Source organism: Pseudoflavitalea rhizosphaerae (assembly GCF_003991355.1).
In the GTDB taxonomy this organism is placed as follows: domain Bacteria; phylum Bacteroidota; class Bacteroidia; order Chitinophagales; family Chitinophagaceae; genus Pseudobacter; species Pseudobacter rhizosphaerae.
Window position 1 is genome coordinate 1 of sequence record NZ_RCSU01000004.1, and the last position, 14,396, is coordinate 14,396.

Annotated in this window: 10 protein-coding genes; 3 read left to right on the forward strand and 7 right to left on the reverse strand. The window is 46.5% G+C overall.

Features of this window, described 5'->3' with window-relative positions; genetic code table 11:
* The first annotated feature begins 151 nt into the window (after positions 1-151).
* The gene (locus D9Y29_RS08125) at positions 152-1,249 is read left to right on the forward strand and encodes an AI-2E family transporter (protein WP_127126872.1); all 1,098 of its coding nucleotides are present in this window, start codon (positions 152-154) and stop codon (positions 1,247-1,249) included.
* A gap of 117 nt (positions 1,250-1,366) precedes the next feature.
* Here the strand turns inward: D9Y29_RS08125 and D9Y29_RS08130 are convergent, their stop codons facing one another.
* Positions 1,367-1,855 carry a DUF4442 domain-containing protein gene (locus tag D9Y29_RS08130; protein WP_127126874.1) on the reverse strand — a complete coding sequence of 163 codons (489 nt, stop codon included), beginning with the start codon at positions 1,853-1,855 and terminating at the stop codon, positions 1,367-1,369.
* 170 nt (positions 1,856-2,025) lie between these two features.
* Here D9Y29_RS08130 and D9Y29_RS08135 point away from each other — a divergent pair, with 170 nt between their 5' ends.
* The gene (locus tag D9Y29_RS08135; protein WP_127126876.1) at positions 2,026-3,852 is read left to right on the forward strand and encodes an alkaline phosphatase; all 1,827 of its coding nucleotides are present in this window, start codon (positions 2,026-2,028) and stop codon (positions 3,850-3,852) included.
* A gap of 91 nt (positions 3,853-3,943) precedes the next feature.
* Positions 3,944-4,168 carry a hypothetical protein gene (locus tag D9Y29_RS08140; protein WP_127126878.1) on the forward strand — a complete coding sequence of 75 codons (225 nt, stop codon included), beginning with the start codon at positions 3,944-3,946 and terminating at the stop codon, positions 4,166-4,168.
* A 74-nt stretch (positions 4,169-4,242) separates the two neighbouring features.
* Here the strand turns inward: D9Y29_RS08140 and yiaA are convergent, their stop codons facing one another.
* The 6 genes from yiaA to D9Y29_RS08170 all read right to left on the reverse strand — a co-directional run bounded on the left by yiaA (position 4,243) and on the right by D9Y29_RS08170 (position 14,233).
* Complete coding sequence (gene yiaA, locus D9Y29_RS08145) at positions 4,243-4,692, reverse strand: inner membrane protein YiaA (protein ID WP_206513738.1); 450 nt, start codon at positions 4,690-4,692, stop codon at positions 4,243-4,245.
* Positions 4,693-4,774: 82 nt separating this feature from the next.
* Positions 4,775-5,338 carry a Crp/Fnr family transcriptional regulator gene (locus D9Y29_RS08150; protein ID WP_206513739.1) on the reverse strand — a complete coding sequence of 188 codons (564 nt, stop codon included), beginning with the start codon at positions 5,336-5,338 and terminating at the stop codon, positions 4,775-4,777.
* A gap of 104 nt (positions 5,339-5,442) precedes the next feature.
* Positions 5,443-7,872, reverse strand: coding sequence for a thioredoxin domain-containing protein (locus tag D9Y29_RS08155; protein ID WP_127126880.1), 2,430 nt, complete (start codon positions 7,870-7,872; stop codon positions 5,443-5,445).
* Between the two features lie 36 nt (positions 7,873-7,908).
* The gene (locus tag D9Y29_RS08160) at positions 7,909-9,024 is read right to left on the reverse strand and encodes a TlpA disulfide reductase family protein (RefSeq protein WP_127126882.1); all 1,116 of its coding nucleotides are present in this window, start codon (positions 9,022-9,024) and stop codon (positions 7,909-7,911) included.
* A 91-nt stretch (positions 9,025-9,115) separates the two neighbouring features.
* Entirely contained in the window at positions 9,116-10,561 is a 1,446-nt protein-coding gene (locus D9Y29_RS08165) for a RagB/SusD family nutrient uptake outer membrane protein (RefSeq protein ID WP_127126884.1), read from the reverse strand.
* A gap of 18 nt (positions 10,562-10,579) precedes the next feature.
* Positions 10,580-14,233, reverse strand: a complete 3,654-nt coding sequence (locus tag D9Y29_RS08170) for a SusC/RagA family TonB-linked outer membrane protein (protein WP_164735311.1) — start codon at positions 14,231-14,233, stop codon at positions 10,580-10,582.
* Positions 14,234-14,396 lie beyond the last annotated feature (163 nt).

Sequence of the window (14,396 nt, forward strand, 5' to 3'; positions counted from 1 at the left end):
CAATGCGGGAGAGTAGGTAGCTGCCATATTTATTAGCCAAAAGCCTTGCAATCTGTTTTGCAAGGCTTTTGACGTTTTTAGACCTCAGTAACCTGATCTCTCCCCTGGCATAATATTAATACAGCTGTTCTCATCAACCAATCAGCCTGTTATGCCTTCCAATCCACAGCCATTTTATTTTCGCCTGACCATGGTGCTCCTGATGCTGGTGCTGATCTCAGCCATCATCTACCTGGGACAAGACCTGGTAGTACCATTATCACTCGCTACCCTGATCGCTATTCTCCTTATTCCGGTTTGCCAATGGCTCCAGAAAAAGGGGATCCCTAAAGTACCCGCCATCCTCATTGCCTTATTGATCACCGTGATCTTTATCGGCGGGATCATCTGGTTCCTCTCTTCACAAGTGGCTTCCTTTCTGCAGGATTCCGACCAGATAAGAAAAGGGATCGATGCGCATTTGATTAATCTGCAGAACTGGGTCCGTCAGCAATTCAAATTATCACCGGCTGAACAGCAGGATCTTCTGCAACAGGCAGGCAGTTCCCTGAAAGATTCCGGAAAGTCCGCATTTGGAGGAACAGTGGCATCCCTGAAGAATATGCTGGTGCTGATTACCCTATTACCGATTTACACTTTTCTATTATTATATTATCGCAGCCTCATCAGGCAATTCCTCATCGATGTATTCAGCAATGCTCCCAAAAAACGCGTGGCTGAGATCATCGGAGAATCCAGGGTAGTGGTGCAGGCATATATGTTCGGGCTTATCATCGAGATGATGATCGTTGCAGTGTTGGGTGCTGTTGGTTTCTTAATCATCGGAATTAAGTACGCTGTTTTCCTGGCGGTGTTTTGTGCTGTTCTGAATCTCCTTCCGTATGTTGGAATGTTGATCGCCTCCATTTTTTGCGTACTCATCACGCTCACTACTTCCCAACAGTTCAGTGATATTATCTGGTTGATGGTAGTAGTATTGCTGGTGCAGTTCATTGATAATAATATCATCCTGCCGCGTATCGTTGGCTCCAAAGTGAAGCTGAATGCACTGATGACCATTATCGGCGTAGTAATTGGAGGACTGCTATGCGGTATTGCCGGCATGTTCATTTCCATTCCGGCTATCGCTATACTGAAGATCATTTTCGATAGAGTAGACGGCCTGCAACCCTGGGGCCGATTATTGGGTGATGAAGAAAACGAACACCCAAAGAATAAACGCCTGCTGCAAAACAAGAAACCAGCATAAGATTGTAAAACTACCGGTATTATACCGGTTCCGTATAAACGACAATTGTTGACCTGTTGCCTGCCAGTACAGATAGCAGAGCTGTAGAAGATCTCAACAAGTGGAAAAGAAATGAGATCAGCTCTTAACCCTGAAAGACCAGGTGAACCTGAACTCCGCTACTTTCTCTCCAGCTTCATTCAATCCTTCTGACAAAGCAGTAAAGGTCTGAGGCGCTCCTGTATCGATGGCATTGGCAACTGCTTCCTGCATGGTTTCCCCATCAGCACAGGTGAAATAAGTTCTGCCGGTTGCTTTCTTGAAATAATCCGACTCCATTTTCACAATCAGCATACTCACGGACTGTTTCCGTTTATAGATCAGGCTCATGGCCAGTGCGCCGGTACTCAGTTCCGCCGCCATGGCCAGACAGGCGAAATAAGTACTGCGGAACGGATTCTGTGTACCCCATCGATAAGGAACAGATACCCTGCAATGCCGGTTACTCATCTCACGGATACGAACACCTGAAAAGAAAGCTGCAGGTAATTTCATCAGGAGAAAAAGACGCAGCTTGATCGGGTGATTGGCCAGTCTGATGAATTCAGGAGATGAAGTTACAGGCATAGCAATATTGGTTTGATTTCATACTAAATATATAACTATCCCGGGAATCAATCACAGAGTCCCTAATTCCAGCAACCATTGAATTCACGGAGAATTAAGATTATTTTGATAATTTGACAATATTGCATGAATACCTTCATCTATTGATTAATCAACCAACGATCTCCTGTATGCGAGGAATTCTTTTACTGCTCTTACTGGCAGGCCTTTCAGCCCGTTGCCAGCCAATAGGTTACAACACATCCAATGCACATGCCCACAATGACTATGAACAACCCATTCCATTTTTCGATGCCATAAGCCAGCAATTCGGAAGCATCGAAGCAGATGTTTTCTACCAGGCAGATCGGGAAGAGCTATGGGTGGCGCATACGGAAGCAGCACTGAAAATGCAGAAACGCTCTCTCGACAGTCTTTACCTTATCCCGCTGGCCAAACAGATCCTTCAGCATAATGGATATGTCTGGACAGACCGCACACGCAAACTGCAACTGATGATCGATCTGAAAACTCCCGCCGCGCCAACGCTCAGTCTGCTGATCAAAAAACTGGAAAAATATCCGGAGATCATCAACTGTCCTGTTTTGCGGATCGTGATTTCCGGAAACAGGCCCGATCCTTCTCTCTATCATTCCTTTCCTTCATTTATCTGGTTCGATGGAAATATTGGTACGCAATACAGCACAACTGCATTGAGCAGGATAGCAATGCTGAGTGCGCCCTTACAGCAATTCACTTCCTGGAACGGAAAAGGACGTATCCCTGAAAAAGAAATGCAGCCATTGGTGCAGGCAATAGCCGAAGCTCATGCTTTGCAAAAACCTGTGAGGTTCTGGGGATCGCCGGACAATATCAATACATGGTATACCATGATGCGTTTAAAAGTTGATTTCATCAATACAGATCGTATTCAGCCTTTGGCGGATTTTCTCAATACATTGCCGCAAAGGGTTGCGCTTAACAACAGACCGCATGAAGTGTACAAACCCACTTTCAAGTCCGATGGCATTAACAAGCCTGCGAAGAATATCATCCTGCTGATCGGCGATGGAATGGGGCTACCACAGATCTATGCAGCTTGCACAGCCAATCACGGACAGCTGAGTTTGTTCAATATGCGGAATACAGGTTTGTCGAAAACCAGTTCGCATGATCATTACATTACGGATTCCGCACCTGGCTCCACTGCGTTATCCACCGGGGAAAAAACGAATAACCGATTTGTGGGTGTGGACCATACCGGCGCAAAACTGGCTGCGATACCTGAACTGATCCATCCCAAAATGGTGAGCGGTATTGTTAGTTCTGGAGATATCACTGATGCCACTCCTGCGGATTTCTATGCGCATCGAATGGCGAGAGACAGCGCTGTAGCCATTTTCGGAGACCTGGCAGCTTCACCTCTTCAACTGGTGATGGGTGCCGGAAACAGGAACTTCAACCAGCAAATCAAGCAATCTGTACAGCGATGCGGGTTTTTGATAACAGGAAATCTGGACAGTGTTCCTGCCGCAACAAAACAAAAATGGATAGTGATGGATACGCTGGCAGGCAAGCCTGCAGCCAATGGGCGTGGTGATTGGCTGAGCAAGGCATTCAGTAAATCACTCGGCATCCTCTCGTCCTCAAGCAAAGGATTTTTCCTGATGACAGAAGGCGCGCAGATCGATCATGGCGGTCATGATAACAACCTGCACTGGCTCGTTACAGAAATGCTCGACTTTGATCAGGTGGTAGGCAAGGCCCTAGAGTTCGCAGATAAGAACGGTGAAACATTGGTGATAGTTACGGCTGATCATGAAACTGGCGGGCTAACTTTGTTGGAAGGGGATTATGAAACAGGTTCGGTAAATGGACAATTTTCCACAGATGATCATACAGCTTTGCCGGTACCTGTATTCGCCTATGGACCTCAGTCCCATTTGTTCAGAGGCGTTTACGAGAATACTGAAATATTCCATAGGATCATGGAAGCGCTGGGACTGAAAAAGAAATAGCAGGACTTATTGTTTCTAATAAGATTCTAATGTTTTCCGCATCGGCATGGTTTTACCTTTAAACACAGCAGTGATCATCTAAATTGCCGGAATGCAGGAAATCAAGATCAGCAACAAGCAGGAATATCTCGATAAGAAATACCCCTTTTCATCCATCCCCTCACTAATGGATAAGCGCTATTGCATGCAATGCAAGAACGAGATCATAGTAGGGGAATACAAGGTTTATAGAGATGAACAGGGCAAGGAGACCATTTGTTGCCCTAATGCGCCTGCCTGCAACGGAACGGTGATAGACTGGTACAAACTCCATTAGTTCTTATTTCCGGCAAAACAAGAAGCCGCCGTATAAACGGCGGCCTTCGACCGAAAGAAACCATCCATGGATAGTTAGTTGATCATTCCCTGATCATTTTTATTGGAAGGGAGTTGATTGTTCTTTTTTTCCGCGGATTTCATATCCCGGATATTCTTCTGCACGGCAATAGCGCCAAACAGCCCCAGCGTATAGGCCATACCGTAAAAACCTTTCTCGCTACGCGCAAGGTCTGCATTCCACAGGCCGATGATAAGCAACAGAATGGAAAGCACGGTAGTGAACCATGACAATCCGTAATAAATATTGGTAACGGGAATACCCTCCAGTTGGTCCCGTACAGCTTTTTGTACGGAGATGGCGGAGAAAAGGCCGAACATCAGCACGGTGAAATAGTATCCTTTTTCATTCAACTGCATATCGGCATTCCATAATCCGATATTGAAAGCAGTAACACCTGTTAAAAGCGCCACCCATGAAGCGGCAATGAAAGCGCCTGAAGGCATCAGCGTTTTAGGTTCCATTTTTGTTGTTTTAAGTGGAACAAAACTATACTGCGGCCTTCGTTCAGGTTTTGACCATTGTCAAAAATGAAAATCGTAAATGTTAAAGCCGGCTTCTTACACGGCTTAGGGTTTCCTGCGAGATACCCAGGAAGGAGGCGATATACCCCAGCGGCACCCGTTCGATGATCTCCGGAGTTTCTGTTAACAGCTTCTCATATCTTTCTGCGGCTGTGCGGAACTGTGAGTTCACGAACCGCCCTTCCAAACGGATATAATATTTCTCGTAAGCGATACGCAGCAACCTTTCGGCTTCCCGGTACTGGTCCACCAGTTTATTGAGTGCATCTTTGGAAATGCTCCAGAGTATTGAGCCTTCCATCAGTTGGATATTTTCTACAGCGGGCTCCTGGGTAATGAAACTATGGAAAGATGTAACGAAGTCATTCTCGAAACCAAACCAGTGGGTGATCTCCTTGCCATCGAGGTTGTAGAAACCACGGAGACAGCCCTGCTCCAGGAAGTACAGGTGACGGCAGATCTTTCCTTCTTCGATCAGGAATTCATTCCTGGGCAACACTACCCTGGTGAACTGCGATTCAAGATGCTGCTGCATTTCTTCACTCACATAATGGAGCTGCTGAAGTCTTTTGATGAGTTGCTGCATTGGGGCAGGGGATAAAGATGAGCGGCAAATTTACAATTTGTCAGTTAATGTTAAAGGGCCGACCTTTTCAGATCAGCCCTTCCTGAATTTTATACTACCGAGGCTCATTTCCAAAGACTCTCCGGCGCTTTGCCTGCTTTCAACGAGGCTGTGTTCTCTGCAAACAATTTGGTTTTTAAGGATGGAACTTTTGCCAGCTCCTGCTCGTAGATCTTCACTGCTTCGTTCTGTTTTCCATTTTTGAACAACAGTCCGGCATATACGCCTTCAGTGGAGAAATGAGAGAAGATGTCCCTGGCTTTCTTTGCCCAGCTCAGGCCGCGTTGGAGTATGGCTTTCTCAGTGGAATTTAAGTAGATGGACTCTGCGGCATCGCGCAGGAAATAAGCCCAGCTAACGGCATCACCTAACCGGAAAATGTCTTTCATCATAGCCCAATTGTCTACTTTTGTTGAGTCTGCTTTTCCGGAGAGATAGGGCTCCATGTATTTATCGAATTTTGGTTTGTTCTCAGCGATCATTTGATTAGGGTCCCTTTTGAACAAACCATTCTCTACGTAATCTGTTACAGCTGCATTGAATTTTTTAGCATCATAATTCTTTGCATAGTAATCCAGTTTCACTTTACGGTAAACGGCTTCCTTGTCTGGACTTTTGAGCAGGGTGGCCAATTGTTTCATACAGGCTTCAGCCTTGCTCAGTTCCTGTTCTTTTTTATTGGGTACGATGTTTTTCAGAATATAATTGTTCACGCCAAACTGCATGATATAGAGTGAAGGTGCTCTGGATGCCCCGATACTATCGATAGCCGCATGGTGCTGAATTACATATTTGTACAAATGACCATCAGGAATGTACTGTACAGCAATATAGGAAGCAAGGAGTTTAGCCCAAGTTTCTTTTTCCTGCAGGTCTGCTGCATTCAGCATAGGGAATAATTCTTCTATCAGTTCTCCGCAGGGCAGTTCCGTTGCCTGTCTTTTTTTGAGGTAACCTAGAAGGAAATCTTTGCTGTGGTTGCCAGCCTTGTATTCATCCATCCATTTGGCAAGCGGCTTAGGATCATTCTTTTCTGCAATGGCAATATTGGCTTCTTTAAGAAAAGCCTCTGCGGGCATATAACCGGTGGTGCGATAGATCAATTCCCCGTCACTGTTGATGAAGAGATAGGTAGGATAGGCTTTGGCGTTATATTTATTGGAGAGTCCGATGCCTTCACCTTTCTCAGCATCTATTTTGTAATTGATGAAATTGGCATTGAATACATTGCCCACCTGTTGTTGGGGGAATACTTCAGCAGCCATTTTCTTACAGGGGCCGCACCAGGAAGTGTACACATCTATAAAAATGGCTTTCTTTTCCTTTTTAGCCAATTCCTGGATTTCCTTCCAGCTGCCAGAGCTGAAATGGATGCCCGCAGCAGTATTTGCTTGTGATTTGTACTCTTCCAGCAATTTCCTTGAGGGCTCGATCATTTCGGGTTTTATATCCAGGAATTGATTCTGCTCCATCGATTTGATAGCTGCTTCCTGTAATTCGATGGCTTTTTTGGCATCTCCGTTCTTGAACCAGGCTTTTGCCAATAGAGATAATGCTGATCTGTCCGTTGCTTCGCTGCGGGCAGCAACCTGCTCCGCCATTTTAAGGGCAAGCGGGTAATTCACTGCACTACCACTGTCCAGCGCAAAAGAGGCCATGCCCATCAGCGTTAGTGGCGCATTATGATATTTCTTCAGGTATTGCTCTCCCAGATGGCCTGCCAGTTCAGGGTTTTTCCTGGAGTAGACCTCAAAGCGAAGACCATCATAGAAATCTGCCAGGTTGGGTCTGATGCTTTCCAGTGTATCCATGTAGGGAATCATCTTCAGGAATTCTCTATCATCCCATAATTTCCTGAAGGGCTTGAAAACGGCGCGGTACGCTTCACCTTCTTTTTTGGAATCCTCAGCCATCTTTTTTTGAGCGGCAGCATCGAACTTATTTTTCACGACCAATTCCAATGGTTCTTCCACTGCCGCCGGATGTCCGATCCAGGCAATCTTCTGGTCACGGTCAATGATATAGGCTTTTGGGATACCTTCAAAACCTGTGGGCTTGATCCAGGTACTCCACATGGTGGTATCACGTGTGTCTATACCAACTGCATAGTCCATACCATCGCCCAGCCTTTCTACAAAATGTTCCACCTTGGGTACATAATCCGCATTCTTGTTTTTCGAATAGGCCAACTCGTTAGTATTGATGCTGAACACCGTGGCTTTCCCCTTGTACTTGTTGGCTACTGCACTGAGATGGGGCATGGCGCCACGGCAGGGGCCGCACCAGGTAGCCCAGAATTCCACTACGTATACTTTTCCTTTCTCAAATGATTTCACCTCTTCCCCTTTTATCCATTTTGCTGTAACAATTTCCGGGGCCGGCATTCCGGGCTTCAGGGTGGCATCGGGTGTGAAATCCTGGGCTATCGTTGCGTTTGCTGCCAGTCCAAAACAGGCGGCAGTGAATAGTGATCTTATGATTGTTTTCTGAAACATTTTATTCTGATTGTAGGTTCAAAATCACAAATGGAATTATGGAATGATCTCGGCGAGTTTCTTTGCAAGGTTTTCTCCGCGCAGGTTTTGAGCGATGATCTTTCCCTGTGGATCGAGGAGAAAGTTCTGGGGAATGGCGATAATGCCATATTCTTTAGCCGCCTGGTTGTCGAATCCTTTCAGGTCGCTTAGATGTGTCCAGGGCATGCCATCTTCTTTGATAGCTTTCAGCCAGGCGTCTTTCTTTTGGTCGAGAGAAATAGCTACAACATCAAAATTCTTATTCTTGAACTGATTGTAAGCTTTGAGTACATGAGGGTTTTCTGCTCTGCAGGGGCCACACCAACTGGCCCAGAAATCCACCAGTACATATTTCCCTCTGAAGCTTTCCAGGCTAACAGGTTTGCCTTCTGTATCATTCATCACAAAATTGATGAAGGGCTGCCCGGGTTGCAGTCTTTTAGCAATCGCCAGTCTGTCAGCCATCTTCCGGCCATCGGCAGAACTTTTCAACTCATCGGTCATGGCATTGTACAAGGGCTCAAATTCTGGTACATCGATGATCACTGCCCTGTCTTTCATCATGCTGAGAGTAACCCAGGAGCCGGGATTGTTCTTAATGAACTCAGTCTCCGTAGCGGTCATCTCTTTACGGATGGCGGCCAGTTGCGGGAAAAGGGCTTCCCTGGCCGCTACGTTATTGTCTTTGAAATACTGGCGCATCTTTTCACTTAATGGAGCCATTTTATCCCTCAATGGTTTCATGATGGCATTGAACCTGTTGAAATCAGCCTGGGCTATACCACCTCCTTTCACAACGGCTGATTTAACTTGTTTATCTCCACTGATACTTAACTTTCCTTTTTCCAGGTAAACATCCAGGAGGTCCCGTGTGAACATATCAGTGTTGCCATCGGATTGTTTCAGGGTAATGGTGGCTTCTGACGGATTCAATACAGTTCCGCTGAAAGAAAATTTCCCTTTTTCAACTACTACGGAATCTGTTTGCATTTGCTTTCCGTTGTTGAAGCTCAGGAAGGCTTTGGCAGGATAAGCGATATTACTGATTTTGGCGCTTACCTTGAATTTTTGCTGAGCGTTCAGGGCTGAAAGGGAGAACGTTGCAGCGCATACGAGCATGATGTTTTTCATGTGCGAAATTTTGTCCGGCCGCCTGGGCTATCAGGCGACCGGATGAATGAATAAAAAAAGGATGATAAAGCGGTTGTATATCTACGTTATACTATGGGTTGTTTTCCATTTTCGGGTTCAGATCTATTACTTTTTGCGAAAAGCGAAGGGTAAGCCTTTCTGGTTTCAGGGTGTAAGTACTGGATACTTCCCCCTGCGAATTATAAATTGTGTGGGTGGTGCCGATAGTATTGCTGAAATCGGGATCCACAGACAAACGGCGCATATCGAACCACCGATAGCCCAGCAGGGCAAATTCGCGGATGCGTTCATCGAGGATGAATTTGATCAGGGCATTTTTATCAGAGGCCGTTGCAGGAGGAATAGCTACATTGTTGGGCATCCTTTTGCTCCTGAGAAATTCAACATCAGCTTTTGCGCCGTCAAGATCATTTACCCGCGCCCTTGCTTCAGCTCTTAACAAGTATAAGTCTGGTACCGTGAAACCGAATTGCTTGGAGAGTGGTCCTGTTCTTCTCAAGAGCCCGGTGGGAAATGTGCCTCCAGGGTAGGCTGTGCCGCTAAAACATTTCAGGCGCAGATCCTCCGGGGTATAGAGGGCGTAGGTTTGTGGACTGGTCAAAACTTCATTACTGAGGAACGCCCATGTGGTGGTGGTTTGTTTGGCAAGGATATTTTCTTCAAATGAGGGTGATAATGGGAAATTGGGGCCGAACAATCCGATGGGAAGAAAACTGCCGCCAGGTGCAAAATTTACATTGTAATCGTACAATCCAACGTTGATGGTGGCATTGTTCATATAGGTAAAAGCATTATCGAAATGCGGCAGGGCCTCATTGAAACGCCTCATGAACAAAAGTACTTTCCCCAGAATGCCTTCGCCTGCACACCTGGAAACCCTGATGCGGTGGGTGATCTGCGCAGGAAGATCTGCCACTGCTGTATTCAGGTCGTTCAGAATAAAATCATACACTTCCTGAACAGAGGCGCGGGTAAAATTATTCTCGGTTACATCTGCTTTTTCGATGATGGGAAATCCGGGATCTGTTGCTGCCGTAGCAGGGTTATAAGGTTTCCCGAAATAATTGATCAGTAAAAAATAGGTCCATGCCCTTCCTACTTTTGCCTGGGCAAGCACCATCTTTTTCTGTGCTTCGGTGCCGCCTGTTGATTGCATCACTTCGTTGATCACTTTATTGAAGAGGTAGATGTTCTCCATGGTCACACTCATTTCTGCGTTGTCTTCTCCGCGCTGATAGATCACATCTTCCCACCTGAACAATCTTTGAAAGCGCAGTGTTGATCCGGAGAAATAGGGCTCTAAGGAAACTATTTCATCTCCCAGGGCAATCTGTGCATCAGAACTTATATTGAGTACAGCCAGTGAAACGAGTGATGTTTCATAGTCGTTGGTAGATTGGGCAATGAGTTTTCCTTTGGGGCTTATTTCCAGGAAATCTTTTTTGCAGGAACTAGCTGATGTGAGCATCATGGCAATTCCTAAGCTATATAGTATTGAGTGTTTGATCTTTTTCATGAACACAGCATTGAATGATTATTGAAAGTTCACATGCATCCCAAAGGTGATAGTTCCCTGACCTGCACGGTACGATGTGGTATTGATAGAAGGATCGGTTGTGTAGGGGGTGGAGGGCACCCTGCTGCCTAAGGCGGCGTCGTGGAATTCGGGATCGATACCAAATTTGTTTGCCTTCCACAACATGATATTGGAAACCTGTACATGGAAGCTGATACTTTCAGTACGCAGTTTACCGGCAATATGTGATGGAAGCCTGTATGCAAGTGTAATGTCTCTCAGTTTTATATAAGACGCGCTTACAACATTGACATCAGAGCTATGATAATACGCTATATCCCTTCTGGAAGAGCTTCCTGAAAAATCGGCATCGTAGGACGGTATATTGGTGAATGCTTCGTCTCCCGGTTTTTTCCACCTGTTGAGGAAGTCCGGATGTAACTGGGAATAGAAGCCGCTGCCAGAACTCTTGCCGAGTATATTACCGTGACCGATGATCCTGCCTGCGTAGGACCGCGGCACATCTCTTCTCATTACATGTCCGAGATTGAAAATTGTATTGGCAGTAAGCGTGAATTGATCATAGCGGAATGTATTGGAGAATCCTCCGTTCCAAACAGGTTGGGTAGTGCCCATGAAAGCAATGTCTTCAGGTTTGGCCACGTTGGGGACTTTGGTAATGGTCTTGTCATTCAGCATGATCTGCGGATCACCCATATTATCGAGGCCGGCACTTCTGTATGCAAAGAGAGCGAATGCCGGATAGCCGGTAACATATTGTGCGCCTACCAACCGGTCTCCCGTATTAATGGCTTCAGGATTATTCATTTTGGTGATGGTATTCTTATTGTAGCCCAGTACGAGGGTGGAATTCCAGCTGAAGTGGCGGCCTTCAATATTCACGGTGTTCAGTGCAATTTCGATCCCCTTGTTCTCCATGTCTCCAAAATTACCGATGATGGCTTCGTAGCCGGTGAAAGGATTTACAGTCATATTTCCAAGCAGATCATTTGTTGTCTTACGGTATACATCAACCGAACCATTGATCCGGCTGCCCAGGATAGAAAAGTCTGCGCCGAGGTTGAGTGTATTGGTGCTTTCCCAGGTAAGTTTTGGGTTGGCGGCTGTTGCAATGATCAGTCCCACATTGTTGGGCAGGAAGCCGCTAGATTGAGGTGCCATGATATCCCTGGAGGCAGCAGTTCCGGCGGCTGGTGAGTTACCGGTGATGCCCAATGTTGCGCGGAGTGCGAGCCTGTTGAGCCAGGAGATATTCTTCATGAATTGTTCCCCGGTCATCATCCATTTGGCGCCTGCACTCCATACAGCTCTGTTCTGGGCAGATTTGTCGAGCCCGAAAAGATTGCTCTTGTCAGCTCTCCAGCTGCCGTTGATAGTATAGCGGTTGTTGAAGGTGTAAGCTGCATTGCCATAATAGGAAGTATAACGGCTTTCGAATTCAGTTTGCGTGAAAGGAGGACTGATCAATACGCTGGTAAAAATGTTATTGGGCATTACGGTACCGAAGAGACCACCTCCGCCCAGGCTGGCGTAGTCTACCGGAGCGAATGTCTGCAATGATTCATTGTATCCTCTCACCAGGCTGCCATTAGTAACAACAAGCTGGTTTTGCGCTTCCTGGCCGGCCAGCATGGTGAGCTGATGCAGGCGATTGTTCCAGCTCCTATCGTAGATCAGTTGATTCCTGATGGTCCAGTTGCGCTGGTTGGTATTTCTTACTTCGAACCGGCCGCCGGTTTCCGGCAGGTGGTAAACAGGCGTGGAGGCTGTGGTAGGGGCCACAGTGAAGGAAACCAGTTCTGACCTGACAGGGTAACTTGTGGCGTCATCATAAGAAGTGATCTTTTGATTTCCCTTGATATAACCATACACGCCTTCAAATCTGAAACCTTTAGGCAGGGTTACTTTTACGCCTGCAGTAATGCGATTGAGCATATTATCGCTTTTCGTGTAACCGTAGTTGAATTCATCCAGTGGGTTGTAATCCAGGTTTACACGGCTCCTGGCCTGGAAGTCGAGCCTGGTGGAGTCTGAAAGGATACCCATATATGGCATGCTGAGGTTATTACCCTGTGCATCCTTGAACAATTGATAAGGATAAGACCTGTTATCGATGGAGATATTCCGTTTGAGGGAGCTGATGGTATTGGTAACATCGCTGATAAGATAAGCCTGCAGCCATTTATTGAAATTGAAATCCTGCCGGAGGTTGATCTTGTAGGTATTGTTCTTATCGCCGGGACGTGGTGAAGTATTGTTGGTCCAGGCCAGCGAGCCATACGCGGAATATACTTTTCCTCCTGCAGAAAGGGAAAGGGTATGGTTTGTCAGGAACGCATTACGGTACCAGAGGTCTTCGATCTGCTGAAGGTTGTTGATGGAAGCAAGGCTGTCCAGGCTTTTATTGGCCTGATCTGCTGTAACGATGCCACGGAATTTGTTGTACATGATCACTTCATGCGGCGGCAGTCCGGATCCGCTCATGGAGGTAAAGGCAGTGGCTTCTGCCCAGTTGTTGTAAAAGAAATAATCATCTGTCATGATCTCCTTTACGGTTTCGATGAATTGTTTGCTGGATAATACGGGAGTATAGTCCAGGTCCGGCTTTCCCATCAGGTTGATGAATCCATTGTATTGCACTTTTATTTTTTCACCCTGGGTCCCTTTTTTGGTGGTGATCACAATCACGCCATTGGCGGCCCTGGACCCCCAGATGGAAGCGGCAGTGGCATCTTTTAAAACGGTAATATCTGCAACGTCCTGCGGATTAATGCTGCTGAGATCATCGATGGGAATACCGTCCACCACATAGAGGGGATTCCTGCTGGTGCCGGTGTATTCGTTTGGTCCTGTCATAAGTCCGATTGTGGAAAGTCCCCGGATGGAGATCGGATTGCGGCTCTGGCTGGCGTTGTTGATAGTGAGTCCGGGCACCAGTCCATCCAGGCGTTGCAGGATATTCATGGTGGTGGAGCGGTTTGCTACCACTTGCATATCGGGTTTTGCAAACGATCCGGCACTTCTTTCCTTTGAAATGGATTGATAACCGGTATTCACCACAATGTTCACGATATTCAGTTCGCTGATCTCCAATTGCAGCGTTACTACTCCGAGATCGCGGAGCGCTTTTATTTGCGTGGGTTTGTACCCGGTATAAGAAATGCGGATCACTGCTTTATCCTCCACGTTCGGCAGTACAAACAATCCCAATTGATCGGTAACGGTGCCGCAGAGTTTTTCCTTACCGAGGAAAGCTTCTACGGAGGCTCCCTGCAGGGCCTTGCCATCAGTATCGGTGACCCTTCCACGAACAACGATACGGTTGTCCGGATTGAGGATCGATAACCTGACAGGCCCTTCAATTTTCCTGCTCAGCACGATCGTGTTTTCCACTTTCTTGAAAGTGATCGGTTGATCTCTGAAACACTCCCTCAATGCTTCTTCAATAGAGGCGTTCTTAACGGAAAGGCTTGCTTTCCGGTTGGCAAGGTCCTGTGCATTGTAAAAGAAGAGCAGGCCACTCTGCTTTTTGATTTCCTGCAGGATCTTTTCCAGGGGTTGGTCCTGAACGGTGAGGGTGATCTTCTGTGCCATGGTATTGGCGCTGGCGTGCATCAACCCTGCAATCAAGAATAACGTTACCAACTTCATAACCAGCATTAGTTTTAGTAGCCGTTTCTTTATGGTCATAGAAGCGGCATTCGCAGTAATTTTCATTAAATTAGCGTCAGTTTGAGTTACTAAATGATATTACAGTCTGTTCTTTCCGCTGAAAGGCGGAAGGATGGGTGCTCAAACGAGGCCGGGGAGTGCT

Coding starts and splice junctions, on each gene's coding strand:
- D9Y29_RS08125 (WP_127126872.1), top strand. CDS start 152: ATGCCTTCCAATCCACAGCCATTTTATTTTCGCCTGACCATGGTGCTC.
- D9Y29_RS08130 (WP_127126874.1), bottom strand. CDS start 1,855: ATGCCTGTAACTTCATCTCCTGAATTCATCAGACTGGCCAATCACCCG.
- D9Y29_RS08135 (WP_127126876.1), top strand. CDS start 2,026: ATGCGAGGAATTCTTTTACTGCTCTTACTGGCAGGCCTTTCAGCCCGT.
- D9Y29_RS08140 (WP_127126878.1), top strand. CDS start 3,944: ATGCAGGAAATCAAGATCAGCAACAAGCAGGAATATCTCGATAAGAAA.
- yiaA (WP_206513738.1), bottom strand. CDS start 4,692: ATGGAACCTAAAACGCTGATGCCTTCAGGCGCTTTCATTGCCGCTTCA.
- D9Y29_RS08150 (WP_206513739.1), bottom strand. CDS start 5,338: ATGCAGCAACTCATCAAAAGACTTCAGCAGCTCCATTATGTGAGTGAA.
- D9Y29_RS08155 (WP_127126880.1), bottom strand. CDS start 7,872: ATGTTTCAGAAAACAATCATAAGATCACTATTCACTGCCGCCTGTTTT.
- D9Y29_RS08160 (WP_127126882.1), bottom strand. CDS start 9,024: ATGAAAAACATCATGCTCGTATGCGCTGCAACGTTCTCCCTTTCAGCC.
- D9Y29_RS08165 (WP_127126884.1), bottom strand. CDS start 10,561: ATGAAAAAGATCAAACACTCAATACTATATAGCTTAGGAATTGCCATG.
- D9Y29_RS08170 (WP_164735311.1), bottom strand. CDS start 14,233: ATGAAGTTGGTAACGTTATTCTTGATTGCAGGGTTGATGCACGCCAGC.